Origin of the sequence: Sphingopyxis sp., assembly GCF_035686825.1 — a bacterium.
Taxonomy (GTDB): domain Bacteria; phylum Pseudomonadota; class Alphaproteobacteria; order Sphingomonadales; family Sphingomonadaceae; genus Sphingopyxis.
Map to the genome: position 1 here is coordinate 692,217 of NZ_DASRYZ010000002.1, position 17,784 is coordinate 710,000.

Annotated in this window: 17 protein-coding genes (1 of these 17 cut by a window edge); 11 read left to right on the top strand and 6 right to left on the bottom strand. The window is 66.9% G+C overall.

Features of this window, described 5'->3' with window-relative positions; translation table 11 throughout:
• Nucleotides 1-5: 5 nt before the first annotated feature.
• Nucleotides 6-476 carry a preQ(1) synthase gene (gene queF, locus VFG17_RS04550; protein WP_325028264.1) on the bottom strand — a complete coding sequence of 157 codons (471 nt, stop codon included), beginning with the start codon at nt 474-476 and terminating at the stop codon, nt 6-8.
• A gap of 126 nt (nt 477-602) precedes the next feature.
• On the opposite strand from queF, the gene VFG17_RS04555 reads away from it, so the two are divergent.
• From VFG17_RS04555 to VFG17_RS04570, 4 genes are all read left to right on the top strand, one after another.
• The gene (locus VFG17_RS04555) at nt 603-1,907 is read left to right on the top strand and encodes a hypothetical protein (RefSeq protein ID WP_325028265.1); all 1,305 of its coding nucleotides are present in this window, start codon (nt 603-605) and stop codon (nt 1,905-1,907) included.
• 182 nt (nt 1,908-2,089) lie between these two features.
• Complete coding sequence (sseA, locus tag VFG17_RS04560) at nt 2,090-2,929, top strand: 3-mercaptopyruvate sulfurtransferase (RefSeq protein WP_325028266.1); 840 nt, start codon at nt 2,090-2,092, stop codon at nt 2,927-2,929.
• Between the two features lie 70 nt (nt 2,930-2,999).
• Complete coding sequence (metC, locus tag VFG17_RS04565; protein ID WP_325028267.1) at nt 3,000-4,205, top strand: cystathionine beta-lyase; 1,206 nt, start codon at nt 3,000-3,002, stop codon at nt 4,203-4,205.
• A gap of 5 nt (nt 4,206-4,210) precedes the next feature.
• On the top strand, nt 4,211-5,143 hold the full coding sequence (locus VFG17_RS04570; protein WP_325028268.1) for a mechanosensitive ion channel family protein: 933 nt from the start codon (nt 4,211-4,213) through the stop codon (nt 5,141-5,143).
• On the opposite strand, the gene ppa is transcribed toward VFG17_RS04570, so the two are convergent.
• Together ppa and VFG17_RS04580 are read right to left on the bottom strand one after the other, a co-directional pair.
• Complete coding sequence (ppa, locus tag VFG17_RS04575) at nt 5,140-5,676, bottom strand: inorganic diphosphatase (protein WP_325028269.1); 537 nt, start codon at nt 5,674-5,676, stop codon at nt 5,140-5,142. The genes VFG17_RS04570 and ppa overlap by 4 nt on opposite strands.
• Before the next feature lie 132 nt (nt 5,677-5,808).
• The gene (locus VFG17_RS04580) at nt 5,809-7,755 is read right to left on the bottom strand and encodes a peptidase M61 (protein ID WP_325028270.1); all 1,947 of its coding nucleotides are present in this window, start codon (nt 7,753-7,755) and stop codon (nt 5,809-5,811) included.
• A 95-nt stretch (nt 7,756-7,850) separates the two neighbouring features.
• Between VFG17_RS04580 and hisS the strand changes: the two genes are divergently transcribed.
• The 6 genes from hisS to VFG17_RS04610 all read left to right on the top strand — a co-directional run bounded on the left by hisS (nt 7,851) and on the right by VFG17_RS04610 (nt 15,131).
• On the top strand, nt 7,851-9,098 hold the full coding sequence (hisS, locus tag VFG17_RS04585; protein ID WP_325028271.1) for a histidine--tRNA ligase: 1,248 nt from the start codon (nt 7,851-7,853) through the stop codon (nt 9,096-9,098).
• Entirely contained in the window at nt 9,098-10,165 is a 1,068-nt protein-coding gene (gene prfA, locus VFG17_RS04590) for a peptide chain release factor 1 (RefSeq protein ID WP_325028272.1), read from the top strand. Before hisS ends, prfA begins: the two co-directional genes overlap by 1 nt.
• On the top strand, nt 10,158-10,982 hold the full coding sequence (prmC, locus tag VFG17_RS04595; protein WP_325028273.1) for a peptide chain release factor N(5)-glutamine methyltransferase: 825 nt from the start codon (nt 10,158-10,160) through the stop codon (nt 10,980-10,982). The genes prfA and prmC overlap by 8 nt, the downstream gene beginning before the upstream one ends.
• A gap of 251 nt (nt 10,983-11,233) precedes the next feature.
• Entirely contained in the window at nt 11,234-12,076 is an 843-nt protein-coding gene (locus VFG17_RS04600) for a DUF4167 domain-containing protein (protein WP_325028305.1), read from the top strand.
• Nucleotides 12,077-12,151: 75 nt separating this feature from the next.
• Nucleotides 12,152-13,564 (top strand): DUF4139 domain-containing protein, encoded by a 1,413-nt coding sequence (locus VFG17_RS04605; protein WP_325028274.1) that lies wholly within the window; start codon nt 12,152-12,154, stop codon nt 13,562-13,564.
• A gap of 10 nt (nt 13,565-13,574) precedes the next feature.
• Nucleotides 13,575-15,131, top strand: coding sequence for a hypothetical protein (locus VFG17_RS04610; RefSeq protein ID WP_325028275.1), 1,557 nt, complete (start codon nt 13,575-13,577; stop codon nt 15,129-15,131).
• Here the strand turns inward: VFG17_RS04610 and VFG17_RS04615 are convergent.
• Together VFG17_RS04615 and VFG17_RS04620 are read right to left on the bottom strand one after the other, a co-directional pair.
• Nucleotides 15,128-15,532 (bottom strand): acyl-CoA thioesterase, encoded by a 405-nt coding sequence (locus VFG17_RS04615; protein ID WP_325028276.1) that lies wholly within the window; start codon nt 15,530-15,532, stop codon nt 15,128-15,130. The two genes, VFG17_RS04610 and VFG17_RS04615, sit on opposite strands and share 4 nt — an antisense overlap.
• On the bottom strand, nt 15,522-15,830 hold the full coding sequence (locus VFG17_RS04620) for a hypothetical protein (RefSeq protein ID WP_325028277.1): 309 nt from the start codon (nt 15,828-15,830) through the stop codon (nt 15,522-15,524). Before VFG17_RS04620 ends, VFG17_RS04615 begins: the two co-directional genes overlap by 11 nt.
• A gap of 125 nt (nt 15,831-15,955) precedes the next feature.
• On the opposite strand from VFG17_RS04620, the gene VFG17_RS04625 reads away from it, so the two are divergent.
• Nucleotides 15,956-16,381 (top strand): CBS domain-containing protein, encoded by a 426-nt coding sequence (locus tag VFG17_RS04625; RefSeq protein WP_325028278.1) that lies wholly within the window; start codon nt 15,956-15,958, stop codon nt 16,379-16,381.
• On the opposite strand, the gene VFG17_RS04630 is transcribed toward VFG17_RS04625, so the two are convergent.
• A protein-coding gene (locus VFG17_RS04630) for a lipopolysaccharide biosynthesis protein (protein WP_325028279.1) crosses the window boundary here: on the bottom strand, nt 16,366-17,784 show its 3' portion. 114 nt of this gene lie beyond the right edge of the window; the window shows 1,419 of its 1,533 coding nt (coding positions 115-1,533); its start codon lies beyond the right edge, outside the window — the gene reads right to left on this strand; its stop codon occupies nt 16,366-16,368. The genes VFG17_RS04625 and VFG17_RS04630 overlap by 16 nt on opposite strands.

Sequence of the window (17,784 nt, forward strand, 5' to 3'; positions counted from 1 at the left end):
AATCTTCATCCCCGCCCGCGATAGGGGGCAACGCCCTGGTCAGGAAGCCACAGCCCTTCGGGCGGCGGACCCGATTGCCAAAAGACGTCGATCGGAATCCCGCCGCGCGGATACCAGTAACCGCCGATGCGCAGCCAGCGGGGCTGCATCTCGTCGAACAGGCGGCGGCCGATACCGACGGTGCAATCCTCGTGAAAGCCCGCATGATTGCGGAACGAGCCGAGGAAGAGCTTGAGGCTTTTCGATTCGACGATCGTTTCGCCGGGGGCGTAATCGATGACGAGATGCGCGAAATCGGGCTGGCCCGTCACGGGGCAGAGCGACGTGAATTCGGGCGCGGCGAAGCGGACGAGATAAAGCTCTCCGGCGCGCGGATTGGGCACATAGTCGAGGACGGCCGCTTCGGGTGAGGCAGGCAGTTCGCTCGATTGGCCGAGATGTTTGGGCATGAGCGGGGTAGGGGTGGAATCGGTCATGGAAAGGCTCTAGTGCGCAGCGCGGCCGATGTCATCCGGGCCGGTGCCCGGAAATCGACCGCTGCAGGGTTCAGCGCCAATTCAGCGGCGCGGGCGACATATGGGTAGCGTGGGATCGCGGACAAGATGACGGTGCGTAACTTCGGGCGACAACAGGCGGCGGCGTTTGTGCTGGCGGCGGCAACGTTGGCTGCGGGCGGTCCTGTGGCCGCGCAGGACACGACGACGTCGTCCCCCCCGATCGATTTCCGCCTGCCGCCGCCCACCGACGACGGCCGCGCGCCGGGCGTGCAGGGGCCGTCGGACAATGGCTTGCCGCCGGTGGCGCCGGGCGAGCGGCGGGGTCAGCCGATACCCACGCCGACTCCCGCACCGACATCGCCCCGGCCCGTTGCGCCGCCGCGCGTGACGCCGACGCGGCCGGATACGGCGACCCCCGCCCCGGCTCCCGCGCGGCGCGAGACCCCCGCAACCGCGACGCCGCGTCCGGCCCAGCCCGAAGCGGCGGCGCCCGCCACGACCACCGATACCCCCCCATTGCCGCCCCTCGATACGGTCGCGTCGCCGCCGCCCGCGACCGTGGATGCGGCGCCGGCAACCGCCGACGAAACGCCTGCCGCCGCCACGCCGGCCGATACGCCCTCGGGCACGCCGATTTGGGCCTGGGCGCTCGCTGTTCTGGCGGCGGCGGGTGCCGCTTTCTGGTATTGGCGTCGCCGCACCGCGCTGGCCGGTCCGGCGGTCGACGAGGTCGATGAAGCCCCGCGCCCGGCCACCCGCGCGGCCGCCCCGCCGCCCAAACCCGCCGCTCCGCCGGTTCCGCGTCCGGCGCCCGTTCCGTCACCGGCACCGGCACCGGCACCGCAACCCGAGGCGGCGTCCGCCCATCCGCTCGTCACGCGCGCCGCAGGCGAAAAGCGCGCCGTGGTCGGCATGGCGCTCGACATCCGTAGCATCCGGTTCGCGCCCGATCATGTGGCGGTCGGTTTCGCGCTCAACCTGCTCAACCAGGGGACGGTGCCGGCGACCGGACTGATGGTGCGCATCGCGCTCAATCAGGGCTCGGCGATGACCGAGCCGGTGCTCAGCCGCTTCTTCGACGGCGCGGGGGGCAGCGTGCTGCGCGACGACATCGCGCTGGCGGTCGGCGCGGGCGAGGAATTGTCGACCGAAGTGATGCTGCCGCGCTCCGCGATCGAGCCGCTGATCATCGGCGGCAAACCAATGATCGTCCCGGTCATCGCGTTCGACGTCACCTATCACTGGGACGGCGAGGGTGAGGCGTTCGGTCAGAATGCGGGCAGCTTCGTCATCGGCCGCGAACAGGGCGCGAGCGGTAGTGAAAAGCTCGCGCCATTGCCGCTCGACCGGCCCTCCTATGCCGTCGACCGGCCCGGCGCGCGCGCGACCGCGATCCGGCGCAGCCAATAGTCCGGCTCAAAACGGCACTGGTTTTCTGTTGCGGTGCAGCATCGACTGCGGCAGGACGGACCCCGCTTGAAAAAGCACAGGTGGGGGCATAGGCTGACTATCCCCGGAAAGAAGCCACAGCAGGATGGCCGGGCGAGGGACAGGCAAACAAGGTTCCCGACCGGTCGTAACAGGAGCATGACATGGACGCCTTGGTCTCAACCGACTGGCTGGAACGCGAACTGGGGGCATCGGACCTGCGGGTCGTCGATGCGACGAAATTTCTGGGAACCGATCGCGATGCCCGCGCCGAATATGAGGCGGGCCACATCCCGGGCGCGGTGTTCATGGACCTTGCCGAGTTGACCGATGCCTCGAACGCGGTCGAAAATATGGCCCCGACGGCCGAAAAATTCGCGAGCCGCATGCAGTCGCTCGGGCTCGGCGACGGCAGCCGTATCGTGCTTTACGACGACAGCCCGCTGAAGAGCGCGGCACGCGCCTGGTGGCTTTTGAAGCTGTTTGGTGCGCACGACGTCGCGCTTCTCGACGGCGGCCTCGCCAAGTGGAAGGCGGAGGGCCGCGCGCTCGAAATGGGCAAGCAGACGTTGCGCCACCGCCACTTCACCGTGTGGCGCGACGCGAAGGCGGTGCGCACCAGGGAACAGATGATCGCGAATGTCGACAGCGGTGCCGAGCAGGTGGTCGACGCCCGCCCGGCCGCACGCTTTACCGGCGAGGAACGCGATCCGCGGCCCGGCCTTGCGCCGGGCCACATCCCGAACTCGCGCAGCCTGCCGCACGGCGAGCTGTTCAACGCCGACGGCACGTGGAAGCGCGGCGACGAGCTGAAGGCAGCGTTCGACGCCGCCGGGGTCGATCTCGACAAACCGCTTGTCACCACCTGCGGCAGCGGCATGACCGCGACCGTCGTCGCCTTTGGCGCGCATCTGCTCGGCAAGGACGATGTCGCGGTCTATGACGGCAGCTGGCTCGAATGGGGCGCCGATCCCGCGACGCCGAAGGCGACGGGCGGCGCCTGAAGGCGGGCAGGGTGAACCTCCTCCTCGTGTCAGGGTGGATTTTGGCCGGTGCTCCGCTAACAAGGCGGCGATGAGCAACAGCGACGATGACAGCCTCCGCCCTGCGACAAAACTCGTGCAGGGCGGACGGCGCCCCGAGTGGACCGGCGACCCGCGGCTCGGCGGCGGGATCGTCAATCCGCCGGTCTGGCGTGCCTCGACGATCCTTTACGACAATATCGCCGACCTCAAGGCGCGCGGCCATGCGACGCACGACAAGCTTTATTACGGCCGGCGCGGGACGCCGACGGTGTGGGCGCTTGCCGACGCGTTGACCGGGATGGAGACGGGCGCGGAAGGGACCCTGCTTTATCCGTCCGGGGTCGCCGCCAATTCGGCAGGACTGCTCGCGCTGCTCTCGCCGGGCGATCACCTGCTGATGGTCGACAGCGCCTATGAACCGACGCGTGCCTTCTGTAACGGGATGCTCGCGCGCCTCGGCGTCGAGACGACCTATTATGATCCGCTTGTCGGGGCGGGGATCGCCGGCCTCATCCGGCCCGAAACCCGGCTGATCTTCCTCGAATCGCCGGGCAGCCTGACCTTCGAGGTGCAGGATATTCCGGCGATCACGCGAATCGCGCGCGCACGCGGCGTGCTGACAATGCTCGACAACACCTGGGCGACGCCCTTGCTGTTTCCCGCGCTCGCGCACGGCATCGACGTGACGATGATGAGCCTCACCAAATATGTCGGCGGGCATTCGGACGCGATGATGGGCTCGCTGACCGCGACGCGCGCGGTGTGGCCGAAGCTGCGCAGCGCCGCCTACCAGCTCGGCCAGTCGGTTTCGCCCGACGATTGCGCGCTGATGCTCCGCGGGCTGCGCACGCTCGAGGTACGGATACAGCGGCAGGGCGAAAATGGCCTCGCGGTCGCGAACTGGCTGGCGGACCGCGCCGAGGTCGGCCGCGTGCTGCACCCCGCGCTGCCGGACGATCCCGGCCACGCGATCTGGGCGCGCGACTTTTCGGGCGCCAGCGGGCTTTTCGGCTTCACGCTAAAGGGCGTGGACGAGGCGGCGCGGACGCGCTTCATTGATTCGCTCGCCCATTTCGGCATCGGTTTCAGTTGGGGCGGCTATGAAAGCCTTGTCGTGCCGAGCGATCCGCAGACGATTCGCACCGCCACCCGCTGGACCGACCCCGACCCGCTCGTCCGGCTGTCGATCGGGCTCGAGGACCCGGCCGATCTGATCGCCGACCTCGAACGCGGCTTTGCCGCGATGCGGGGTTGAGCCCCGTGGACGGTCTGTCCGAAGCTACCGTCCGCGCGGTCGACACGCTGAAGGCGATCGGCATCGACGTCGGCTCGTACCGGCTGTCGCTCTATGGCCTGTTTTCGACGGTCATCGTCGCGATCCTCCTCTATATCGCGGTGCGGGTCGTGCTGCGCTCGACCAAATGGCTGCTTCGCCGCAATACCCAGATCGACGCGACGCAAAGGCTTTTGGCCGAAAAGCTGATCGCGATCGCGCTTTTCGTCTTTGCGATATTGTTCGGCATCGACCTGCTCGGCATCGACCTCACCGCGCTGGCGGTCTTTTCGGGCGCTGCGGGTCTCGCGATCGGCTTCGGGCTCCAGAAAACCGTCGGCAATCTGATCGCCGGAATCATCCTGCTGATGGACCGCTCGATCAAGCCCGGCGACATCGTTGTCGTCGGCGACGGCAGCGCGATGGGCGGCACCAGCCTGCCGGGCGGGATGCCCAACGTCGGGCGCGTCGCCAAGATCGGCGTGCGCGCCGTCAATGTCATTACCCGCGATGGCAAGAAGCATCTGATCCCGAACGAGCTCTTGATGACGCAGGCGGTCGAGAATTGGAGCTTTGCCAGCCCCGAGGTGCGCGTGCGGATGCGCGTTCCGGTCGGCTATGGCTGCGACCTCCGGCTCGCGCAGCGGCTGATGGTCGAGACCGCGAAAGAAAATCCGCGCATCCTGGCCGAACCCGAACCCGTCGTGTGGATCACCGCCTTCGGCGAACGCGCGGTCGAGCATGAGCTGCGCTACTGGATTTCGGACCCCGAGGCGGGGCTCGGCAATATCCAGGGCGAGGTGTTTCTGGGGATCTGGGACCGGTTCAAGGAAGCGGGCATCCGCATTCCTTATCCGCGCACCGACGTGCGGATGGTCGGGGCGCCGGATCAGGACCCGGCGCCCACCGACAAGAATTAGAAGCCGACCTTCTTTGCGCGTTCGATGCATTCGACGATGATGCGCTTCGCCTCGTCGACATCGCCCCAGCCGTTGAGCTTCGCCCATTTGCCGGGTTCGAGGTCCTTATAATGGGTGAAGAAATGCTCGATCTGCTGGAGCACGATCTCGGGCATGTCCTTATAGGTCGCGACCTTGTCGTAATAGGGAAAGGTCTTGTTGACGGGCACGCACAGCAGCTTCTCGTCGCCGCCGGCATCGTCGACCATGTTGAGCACGCCGATCGGGCGGCACTTGACCACCGCGCCCGCGACGATCGGCGAGCGCGCGACGACCAGGGCATCCAGCGGGTCGCCATCCTCGCCCAGCGTGTGCGGGACGAAGCCGTAATTGGCGGGATAGCGCATCGGCGTGTGCAGGAAGCGGTCGACGAACAGCGCGCCCGAGGCCTTGTCGAACTCATATTTCACCGGCTCGCCGCCGATCGGCACTTCGATCAGGACGTTCAGGCTGTCGGGCGGGCTGTCGCCGGCGGGAATCAGGTCGATGCGCATGGGAGAAATCAGTCCTTTGTTTTTGATTCGGGCGCCCCTTAGCCCTTCGCATCGCGCGAAGTCGAGATGCCTGACGCCGCGCGGCGACGACCGGTGTCTCCTCTACGCTCGAAACGAACGGCCGCGGCGGGGTTAAAGCGCCCGCCGCGGCGCCAATAGCCGATCGAACCAGTCGGGGCCACTCCCGCTTTTTTCCCCGCTTTTTTCGAGGTGCGGCCAGCGCAATCCGCCGTGATAGTCGATCTCGACATTCCGATAGCGCCCGCTGCGCTCGACGAGCAGTCGCACCGGCGTCTTGCCGTCGGTCGCTGCCTGCACGGCCGCCTCGATCCGCTCGCGGCTGTAGGCGAGTCCCTCGACCGCGACGATCTTCGTGCCATTGACGATGTCGGCCTTGAAGGCGGGGCCGTCCCACAGGATGCCGGTCGCGACGCCATCCTTGTCTACTGACATTCCCAGCGAATGAGTGAGATCGGCGTTCTTCGCCTGCGTCATGCGGTCGCGATCGAAGACGTTCGGCGTGTTGCGCCAGACGAGGCGATAGCCCGCGCGCTCGATCCCGCCGGTCGGCGCGGGACGCCCGCTCGTCTGCATCCGCTCGCGCAGGAACGTCGCCCAGTCATGAGGATGAACCGCGTTCAGCGCGGTGACGACATCGTCGAAATCATAGACGTCCTGCCCCCAATCGCCTTCGCGTCCGCCGAAAAAGGCGCGCGCGAAATCATCGAGGCTTTTGGCGTTGTTCGTCGCGCCGCGGATCAGCATGTCGGCCTCGAGCCACATCAGCGACCCCTCGTTGTAATAATCCTCGCTCCGCGACCAGCTCGAAAAGGGCTTGGGCTTGCGCGCCGCGATCACCGGGTCGAGCGTCGTGTCCTCGACCGGGCGCCACTCGCGCCCCGGCTGCACGCTGTAATAACCGGCGTTGGTCGCCCATTCGGCGAGCACCATTTCCTTCGACTGCATCCCCGACCGCGCGGCGAGCACGAGGTCCCAGAAGCTCGTCTGCCCTTCATAGACCCAGAGCAGATTGCCCTGCATCGGCGTGCGATAGTCGGGGGTCCACAGCTTGTCCGGCCGGCGATATTTGCCGTTCCAGCTGTGGACGAGTTCGTGCGGGAGCAGCCCGCGCTCGCTGTCATTGTCGTTCCATTTGGTGAAATAGTCGGGGTTGCGGCTGTTTTCGCTGCTGCGGTGATGTTCGAGCCCGATGCCGCCGAGTTCGTCGGTCAGCGCGAGCAGGAATTCATAACGGTCGAAATGGCGCACCCCGAACAAGGCGACCGCCTCGGACACCAGCGCGGCGTGGCGCGCGATATGGTCGGGGCTCGCCTCCAGATATTTCGCCTCGTCGGCGACGACGTTGAGCGTCACCTTGTTGCCCAGATCCCATTTGCGGAAATATTTGCCGGCGAACATTGGGCTGTCGACGAGCACTTCGTAATTGGTGGGCGCGAAGCTGTAGCGGTTGCCCGACACCTTGAGCCCGTCGAGCGCCGCCGCGCCGGTCCAGCCTTCGGGCAGCGTCACGTCGAGCTGCACCGGAATATTCCGGGTGAAATAGCCCGCGGGATAGAGGCTCACCTGTTCCCATTGCAGGTTCATCATCGCCGGGGTGACGACGACACGGCCCTCGCTTGTGCGCGTCGGCGACAGGAAGTCGAAGGCGACCTCGATGCTCGTCGTGCCCGCGGGCACATCGATGTCAAAGGCATAGACGTCGGTCGGCTGGCGCGTCCAGACGAGCGGCTTGCCGCCCGCGCTGGCCTTGAACCCGGCCATTTCGGCGATCGCGCCGCGCGGTGCGTGCTTGCCGGGCAGCCATTCGGGATAGAGCAGGGTGAATTTGCCGGCCTTGGCGACGGGGATCGTCTGGCGGACGTGGAAGATGCCGCGCGCCACGTCGGTCGCATCGACGCGAAGCTGCATCGTCCCCGGATAGGGCTTGTCGGCGGGTAGCGGGATGGTCAGCGGCTGGACGACCGGCTGGGGGCGGCTGACCGCTTCCTGTGCATGGATGGGGGGAAAGGCGACGGGAACGGCGATGACGGCCGCTGCGACGAACAGTGCTTTTTTCATGGGGAACGTCTCTGCCGCCAAATAGCGCGCAGGTCCAGCGGGGGCTCTGCAAGCGTGCTTTGCCTTTCGACGAAAAACCATTAGACGCCGCCGCCATGAGCAAGGACAAATCCGCCAAAATCCCGACCCCGCAGGCCGTGCGCGGCACGCAGGACATGCTCGGCGATTTCGCCGACCGTTTCGCTTATGTCGTCGAGACGTTCGAGCGGGTGCGCCGCCTCTATGGCTTCAAGCGGATCGAGGTGCCGGTGATCGAGCCGACCGCGGTGTTCGCGCGCAGTCTTGGCGAGACGACCGACGTCGTCTCGAAGGAAATGTATTCGTTCGAGGATCGCGGCGGCGAGTCGATCACCTTGCGTCCCGAATTCACCGCGGGGATCGCGCGCGCCTATGTCACCAACGGCTGGCAGCAGTTCGCGCCGCTCAAAGTCGCGACGCACGGCCCGCTGTTCCGCTACGAGCGCCCGCAGAAGGGACGTTATCGCCAGTTCCACCAATTGGACGCCGAGGTCCTCGGCAGCGACAGTCCGCTCGCCGATGCCGAATTGCTGGTGTTCGCGGATCAACTGCTCAAGGAGCTCGGGATCGCCGAGGGCGTGACGCTGACGCTCAACACGCTCGGCGATGCGGCGAGCCGCGACGCATGGCGCGCGGCGCTCGTCGAGCATTTCGAAGCGCATCGCGGCGATTTGTCGGAGGACAGCCTCGCGCGGCTCGACAAAAACCCGCTGCGCATCCTCGACAGCAAGGACCTGAAAGACCGCCCGATCGCCGACAGCGCGCCCGACATTGACGCGTTCCTCACCGGTGAGGCGCAGGATTTCTTCGGCGCGGTAACCGCGGGGCTCGACGCCGCGGGGGTCGCTTGGGAGCGCAACGCGCGGCTCGTGCGCGGGCTCGACTATTATCGCCACACCGCGTTCGAATTCGTCACCGACCGCCTCGGCGCGCAAGGCACCGTGCTCGGTGGCGGGCGCTACGACGGGCTGATCGAGAATCTCGGCGGCCCGCCGACCCCGGCGGTCGGCTGGGCGGCTGGGATCGAGCGGCTCGCGATGCTGCTCGCCGACGATGTCATCGACACCCGGCTCGACGCGGTGATCGCGGTCGAGGACGACGGCCAGCTTGCCTTCGCGATGAAGGCGCTCGCCGCGCTGCGCAATGGCGGCTTCGCGGCCGAGATCGTGGCGAGCGGGTCGCCGCGCAAACGCTTCGACAAGGCGGCGAAGATTCCGGCGCACGCGCTGATTTCGGTCGGCGCGCGCGACGGCGCGCTGCACCTCAACATCCGCGGTGACGGCGCACGTGCGAAGGCGGCCGAGGGGCTCGTCCGGGCACTCTGATGACCTCCGTTTCTTCCAAGCAGATCGACGCCATCATCGAGCGGCACGCCGCGCTGCAGGCGCGCATGGCGACGGGCGACATGGCGCCCGCCGATTTCGTCGCGGCGTCGAAGGAGTTCGCCGAGCTCGAACCCGTCGCGAAAGCCGCCGCCGAAGTGACGCGGCTGCGCGGCGAGCTCGTCTCGCTGAACGAAATGCTCGCCGATCCCGAGATGAAGACGATGGCGGCCGAGGAAATCGCCGCGATCGAGGCTGCGCTGCCCGCGGCCGAGCACGACCTCGCGATCAAGCTGCTTCCCAAGGATGTCGCCGACGAACGCGCCGCGATGCTCGAAATCCGTGCGGGCACCGGCGGCGACGAGGCGGCGCTGTTCGCGGGCGATCTGCTGCGCATGTACAGCCGCTTCGCCGATACGCAGGGGTGGAAGGTCGAGGTCATTTCGGCGAACGAGACCGAGGTCGGCGGCTATAAGGAAGTCGTCGCGTCGGTGAGCGGGCAGGGCGTCTTCGCCAAGCTGAAGTTCGAAAGCGGCGTCCACCGCGTCCAGCGCGTTCCCGCGACCGAAAGCCAGGGCCGCATCCATACCAGCGCCGCGACCGTCGCGGTGCTCCCCGAGGCCGAGGAAGTCGACGTCGCGATCAACGACAGCGACCTCAAGATCGATATCTATCGTGCGTCGGGCGCGGGCGGCCAGCACGTCAACACGACCGATTCGGCGATCCGCATCACGCATATCCCGACCGGCCTCGTCGTGATCCAGCAGGACCAGCGCAGCCAGCACAAGAATCGCGCGAAGGCGATGCAGGTGCTGCGCGCGCGGCTCTACGACCTCGAGCGCGAGAAGATCCACAGTGCGGAGGCCTCGGCGCGCAAGTCGATGGTCGGATCGGGCGACCGCTCCGAACGCATCCGCACCTATAATTTCCCGCAGGGACGCGTGACCGACCACCGTATCAACCTGACGCTCCACCGCCTGCCCGAGATCATAGAGGGGCAGATGGACGAGCTGATCGACGCGCTGATCGCCGAGGATCAGGCGCAGCGGCTGGCGGGGCTGGGTGACTGAGGTTGCCGTCGCGCTGCGCGATGCGGCGGCGCGGCTCGCGGCGGTTTCGGATACGCCGCGGCTCGACGCCGAACTTCTGATGGCGCATGCGCTGGGTATTGAGCGGCAGGGACTTCTCCTCGACTTGGCGCGCTATGCCGTGCCCAGCGATTTCGACGCGTTGCTCGCCCGCCGCATGAGGCATGAGCCTGTCGCCTATATCCTCGGCTATCGCGATTTCTGGACGGTGCGGATCGGGGTCGGTCCCGGCGTGCTGATCCCGCGGCCCGACAGCGAGACCTTGATCGAAGCGGCCGTCCAGCATTTCGGCGCGGCGGGCCCGAAACGCATTCTCGATCTGGGGACCGGACCCGGAACGCTCCTTTACGCGGCGCTCAGCGAATGGCCCGCGGCGAGCGGCCTCGGCGTCGATGCCAGCGACATCGCGCTCGACTATGCCAATGAAAATGCGCTGGTGCTGGGGCTGGAAAACCGGACGCACCTGATGCTGGGGAATTGGGCGGAGGAGGTCACGGACCGCTTCGACCTCATCCTCTGCAACCCGCCCTATATCGCCGACAGCGAGGCGCTGATGTCCGATGTCGCCGATCACGAGCCTGTGGGGGCGCTGTTCGCGGGTGCCGACGGCCTCGCCGATTATCGCCGGATCATTCCCGATTTGCCGCGAATACTGGCGCCCGGCGGCGTCGCGATCCTTGAAATCGGGCACACACAACATATCTCGGTGGGTGAGCTCGCCGAAGCCGCGGGATTCAAGGTCGCCTGTAGACAGGATCTGGGCGGCCGCGACAGGGCGCTTTTGCTGACCCGCCCCTGACACCCGCACGAATTCGCTTGGTTTCCGCCGCAAAGCGCGGTAGGGGCGGCTTACAGACCCGGCACGGGTACCTTGATCGGTCCGGCTGGTCTGTTTCCCACTTACGATGCTGGTGCGGGGCCCTGGGGCCCGGCGCAAGCGGTAAAGGGCAAGAACCGCGCATGGCGCGGGCGCGACGCGCAATTGGCGCGATCGGCCAAAAGGGGTTGGCGTAGCTTATTAGCTTATTCGACAGGATGTCTCAGTTGAACATGAACAACCGGCAGAGCGGTCGCCGTCGCGGCCGCAACAACAACAGCAACAATAACAACCGGTCGCAATCGGGCGGTCGCGGCGGGGTCGACCAGGCCAACCGCATCGACAGCCGGGCCCGCGGTAACGGCGCCCAGATGATCGAGAAATATCGCAACCTCGCGCGCGACGCGCAGCTTGCGGGCGACCGGGTCCAGACCGAATATTATCTGCAGTTCGCCGACCATTATTTCCGCGTCGTGAGCGACTTCCGCGCCCGGCAGGAAGAAAAGGCCGCGGCGAACGGACAGGAACGGGGCGCCGATCGCGGCCGCGAGATTCGCGGCGTCGAGGATTTCGACGGCCATGACGATACCGACGGCGATGTCGACACCGACATCGGCCGCGACGATGGCGAAAACGGCGACGACCGCAACGACCGCAACGATCGGGGCGGCCGCAATGAGCGCGGCAATCGCGGTAACCGCGAACCGCGCGGCGATCGCGACGACGACAATCGCGGCAACCGCCAGCCATCGCGCGGACGCGCCGCGCGCAATCGCGACGAGGACGAGGGCCGCGACGATCGTGACGAAGCGCCGGCGCGCGACGAAGCCGCCGAGCAGGAACCCGCCCCGCGCCCCGCGCGCCGCCCCGCCCGCCGCGCGCGTCAGGATGATAGCGCCGACAAGGGCAATGCCGCAGACAATGCCGGGATCGACACCGCCGTGCTGCCGCCGGCGATCGGCCGCCCCGAACGCGGCGCCGAGGGCGAAGCGGCTGACGAGGCTCCGGCCGCCAAGCCGCGCCGCGCCCGCCGCACGCTCGCGGCGCGCAATAGCGATGTCGAGGCGGCCGAATAGGTCGCGATTTCGCGCTAGAATTTCAATGTGACATGCCATAGCCTCCCCGCGGGATATTCGCGGGGAGGCTTTTTTATGCGCGCGTTGGCAATGCTTTGCGTTCCGTTCGTCCTGACGGCACTCCCCGTGGTGGCGCAGGATCCCACAAGGGGCAATGCGCAGGGCGATCTGGCCATCACCATCTATAATGGCGGGCAGTCGCTGGTTCAGGATATCCGCCAGATCGCTTTCCCCGCCGGCCGGACGCGGCAGGAATTTCCCGACGTCTCGGCCCAGATCCGGCCGCAGACAGTCTCCTTCGCCGCGGCGAACACCGCGATCGTCGAGCAGAATTTCGACTATGACCTCCTGTCGCCCAATGCGCTGATGCAAAAGGCGGTGGGCGAAACGGTGACGCTGCTGCGCACCAACCCCGCCACCGGCGCCGAAACGCGCGAACGTGCCAAGGTGCTCGCGGTCAACGGCGGCGTCGTGCTGCAGATCGGCTCGCGGATCGAAATCTTGCGCGACGACGGGATGCCGGTGCGGGTGATCTTCGACAAGATTCCGCCGAACCTGCGCGCCAAGCCGACTTTGTCGATCACCGTCGACAGCGACCGGGCGGGGACGCGGCCCGCCACGCTCTCTTACCTCACGAACGGACTCGGCTGGGCGGCCGACTATGTCTCGCTCTACGACGAAAAGGCGGGAACGATCGACGTCCAGGGCTGGGTGACGCTCTCCAACAACACCGGCACGACCTTCGACAATGCGAAGACGCTGCTCGTCGCGGGAACGCCCTCGACCCGCGGCGCGGTCTCGCCGGCCTATCGCCCGCGCCCGCAGCCGCCGGGCAACCTGCGCCGCGCGGGCACCGAAACCGCGCCGCGCGAGCAGCTCGGCGATTATTATCTCTATCCGCTCGTCGAGCGGACGACGATCGCCAATGCGCAGACCAAGCAGGTGAGCTTCCTCGACGTCAGCGGCGTCCCGGCGCAGAAAATCTATGAATTCACCGTCGGCGGGTTCGAGACGATGACCGAGCCCGCCAGCGCGGCGAGCGTCATCAAGTTCAACACGAGCGCGAAGGGCGGCGGCCTCGGCGACGCGCTGCCCGCGGGAACGGTGCGCTTCTATCAGCGCGATATGCGCGGCGATCCGCAGTTCATCGGCGAAAACAACATCGGCCATACCCCGATGGGAAGCGAACTCGGCCTCGCGACCGGACAGGCGTTCGACGTCAAGGTGCAGGCGACGGTCGTAAAGCGCGAGCGCATTTCGGACCATCGCTGGCGGACGCAAATGTCCTATCTGCTCACCAATGCGCGGGCGAATCCGGTGACGCTCGACCTCGTCCAGCGCGGGCTCGACTGGTATTGGGACGAAACACGCATCCTCGACGAAAGCCGGAAGAGCGAGCGGCTCGACAGCGACGGCACACGGTGGCGGATCGAATTGCCCGCCAATGGCGAGGCGACGATCACCGCCACCTTTGAAACGCGCAACTGATTCGCCGACGATGCGCCGCTGGCCGCTCCTGCTGTCGATGCTCGCCGCATCCCCGGCGGCGGCGCAGCCAGCGGTGACCTCGCTCGCCCCCGAGAAAGTGTCGGTCAGCGTCTTTCGCGATCCCGGCCGCGACGAGGGCGGAGAGATTTCGCCCAACTGGCTCGAGGGTTTCGCGCTGATCTCCGAATCGCGGACGATCGACCTCCCCGCGGGCGAAGCGACGGTGCGATTCGAAGGCGTCGCCGAAGGGATGATCGCGGTGTCGGCGATCGTCACCGGCCTGCCCGGCGGGGTGGTGCAGAAAAATCGCGACGCGGCGCTGCTGTCGCCCGCCAGCCTGCTCGACGGCTCGCTCGGCAACCGTGTCCATATCCGCCGCACCGACGGCGCGACTGGCAAGGTTACCGAGGAGGAGGCGGTTATCCGCTCGGGTCCGGCGGGGGCGGTCGTGCTGCAGACTTCGGCGGGCTACGAAGCCCTGCGCTGCACCGGCATTCCCGAATCGATCCTCTATGACGGCGTGCCCGCCGGGCTGACCGCGAAGCCGACGCTGTCGGTGACGACGCGCAGCCCGGCGGCGCAGCGCGCCACCGTGACGCTTACCTATTTGTCGACGGGTTTCGACTGGGCGAGCAATTATGTCGCGCGCGTGCGCGAGGACGGAAAGACGCTCGACCTGTTCGCCTGGCTGACCGTCGCCAACAGCAATGGCGAGAGTTTTGCCGACGCGGGGCTCGCGGCGATCGCGGGCACGCTCAACAAGGTCAGCGATTTCGAGGAACTCGCCGACCGCCCGCGCACGCCGCCGCTGTATTTACGCTGCTTTCCGACCGGCAGCGGACGCTATGGCGCTCCGCCACCCCCGCCGCCTCCCGCGCCGCCGCCGCCTGCGGCGATGGAGGACAGCATGGACAGCATCGTCGTCACCGGATCGCGCCTGCAGCGCTCGGCGCTGCTGTCGCCCGTCGCGGTCGTCGCGAGTCAGGAGGATCTCGGCGATCTCAAGCTTTATCGCGTGCCCATTCCGGTCACGGTGGCTGCGAACGGACAGAAACAGGTCGCGCTGCTCGTCAAGGACGACGTGCCCTTTCGGACGATCTATCGCCTGCGCGTCTATCCGGGGGACGAGGGGAAGGCGATGGAGCCCGAAATCCTGCTGCGGATGCAGAACAAGGAGGCCGAAGGACTCGGCGTCCCGCTGCCGAGCGGGCAGGCGGCGGTGTTCGAACCCGTCGGCGGCCACGAGATGCTCGTCGGCGAGGGCCGGATGCGCGACCATGCGGTCGGCGAGAAGGTCGATCTCGTCATCGGCGAGAGCAGCCAGGTGCGAATCGACGTCGAAAATTATGTGCCGCCGAAAAATCGCCAGCACGACTATCGCATCACCGTGACCAACGCGAACCCGCATCCCGCGGACGTCGAGCTCGGCTTCGAGGTCGATGACAATGACGGCCTCGATTCGCGCATCCGCAAGCTGCCGCGCCGCGACGGCTTGCTCACGTGGGTCGTCCGCGTGCCGGCGAACGGCAGCAAGACGTTCCATTACCGCGTGAAGGCCGAAGACTAAATCGGCGGCAGCGCGCGCGGGCGGTGATTCTCGTCGAGCGCGACGAAGGTGAACAGCCCCTCGGTGACGCGCTCCTCGGTCCGTCCGCCGTCGCGCGTCGCGATCACTTCGATTCTTATGCCCATCGAGGTGCGCCCGCGCCGCTCGAGATGCGCATAGACCGAGATGATATCGCGCAGCAGGATCGGCGCGATGAACTCCATCGTCTCGATCGCCACCGTCGCGACCGCGCCTTGCGCGACGCGCCCGGCGACGATGCCGCCCGCGATGTCCATCTGGCTCAGCACCCAGCCGCCGAAGATATGCCCGTTGGCATTGATGTCGGCGGGGCGGGGGACGACGCGCAAGATCGGGTCGCGCGGGCAGTCTGGCGAAGCGGGAGCGGGCTTGTCATCGGTCATTGTTCATATCCGGGTCATTTTCAAAAGGGTCTTCGATCGATTCGTCATGGCCGCTGCCGCTCGACAGGAATACGAGCCCCATCAGCGCCGCGCCGAGCATCACCGACAGGCCGACGCCGGCGGCGGTCGCGATGATCATATGGATCGTCAGCGCGTCGCCCATCGTGAAGCGGAGCCAGCCGAGCGCGCCGAGGACGGCGAGCAGCGACACCAGCGCCATGCCCTTCATCAGCCGGCGATAGCGTGCCCAGGCGACGTTCGACGTGTCGCGATTGTCGAGCGGGGAGCGTTTGACCATGCGCGCCTCCATGGACCAAGCCGCCGCCGCGGCCAAGCGGCATTGCGGCCGGTGGGACGTTTCGTCCCACCGGCGAATCATGATAGGCTTGCCCGGCAACAGAACCAAATATGGGAGCGGCGGCTATGACGATCGGAGCGATTCTGCGTGAACGGACCGGGGCGGTGATTTCGGCGCGGCCAAACGATTCGGTCCGCGCGGTGGTCGATCTGCTGGCGCAGAATCGAATCGGCGCGGTTCCGGTCCTCGAGGGCGATTCGGTGGTCGGCATCTTTTCCGAACGCGACATCGTTCGCCTTCTCTCTTCCTATGGTCCCGACGCGCTCGATCGCAGCCTCGACGAGGTGATGACCAAATCGCCGGTGACGTGCGATGCGAATATGGCGGTGATCGGCGCGCTGTCGCAGATGACGCAAAAGCGGATCCGTCATCTGCCCGTGGTCGATGGCGGCCGACTCGTCGGGTTCGTGTCGATCGGCGACCTCGTCAAATATCGCATCGACAAGATCGAGGCCGAAGCCGCGGCGATGCGCGACTATATCGCGTCCTGACTCGGCGCGTCGGTAGCGGGTGCCCGGCGGCGGAGCACGAGGCGAACCGCTTCGGCGAGCGCGTCGCGTTCGAGCAGCCACAGAAGCGCGCCATATAGCGCCACGCCGAGACCGACGAGCAGCGCGAGCTGCGCGGGCGCGGCGAGGCCGAGCGGTTCGAGCGCCTGACCCGCGAAGCCGACCCCGATCGCCATCACCAGCGCGGGCGCGAGTCCCGGCAGCATCGCGCGCGCGACATCCCACAGCGATATGCCGATCAGCGGCGCCGACAGCCGCGCGGTGACGACGAGGAGCAGCGGCGCGGCGACCAGCCATGCCCACGCCATGCCGACCAGCCCCCATTCGGCGCCGACGAGGAACGAGACCGGAAAGAGGACTGCGCCGCTCATCGCGGTGAACATCGCAATCGACGGCTTGCCGAGCGCGTTGGTGACCGGGGCGAAGAGAATCTGCACCGTCATCAGAATCAGCGCGAGCGAGATGAGCTGGATATAGGGCGCCATCCCCAGCCACTTGGTGCCGAACAATGTTTCGATCGTCGGCGCGGCCACCACGGCGAGCCCGCAATAGAAGGGCGCGGCAACGAGCATCAGGATTCGCACCGTCTTCAGGAAGGACCAGCGCACCGCGGCGGCATCCTTCTTGATTCGCGCATAGGCGGGAAAGGCGACCTCGTTCAGCGGCGGCACGAACTTCGCCATGAATATCTGCGCGAGGAAGAGCGCTTCGGCATAAAGGCCGAGCGCGTGGGCATCGAATCGCGCGCCGGCGATGAAAATGTCCGACTGGCTTTGCACCAGCCAGAAGAGCTGGCTGAACAGTACCGCCGATCCGAATCCGACGATCTGGCCGCATCCCTTGAAGTTGAAGCTCGGCCAGACGAGCAGCCGCGCGACGAGGGTCAGCCCGATCGCGCGCGTCCAGAACATCGCGATCGGCGCGTAAACAAGCGTCCACACGCCATAGCCCGCTAGCGCGCAGCCGAGCGCGGTGCCCGCGCCCGCGAACGCCGCGAGCAGGTTGACGATCGCCTGGCGCCGGAAGTCGAGCGCGCGGCCCAGCATCACTTCGGGAAGCGCGATAAAGGGCGTGGCGAGAAAGAGCAGCGCCTGCACGCGCAGCAGGTCGGCGACCATCGGCTGCCCATAATAGGCCGCGGCGAGCGGCGCGCCGAAGAACTGGATCGCGGCGAGCAGCGCGTTGAGCAGCAGCAACAGGCCGAACGCCTGTCTGATTCGAAACGGATCGACCGAGTCGGATTGCACCAGTGCGCTCGCGAATCCCCACCCGTTGAGGAAGGCGAGGAAGGAGAGGACGACCTGCGTCATCGCGAAAAGCCCGTAATCGGCCGGATCGAGCAGTCGAATCACGAGCAGAGTCGATGCCCAGGTGATGATTTGCGC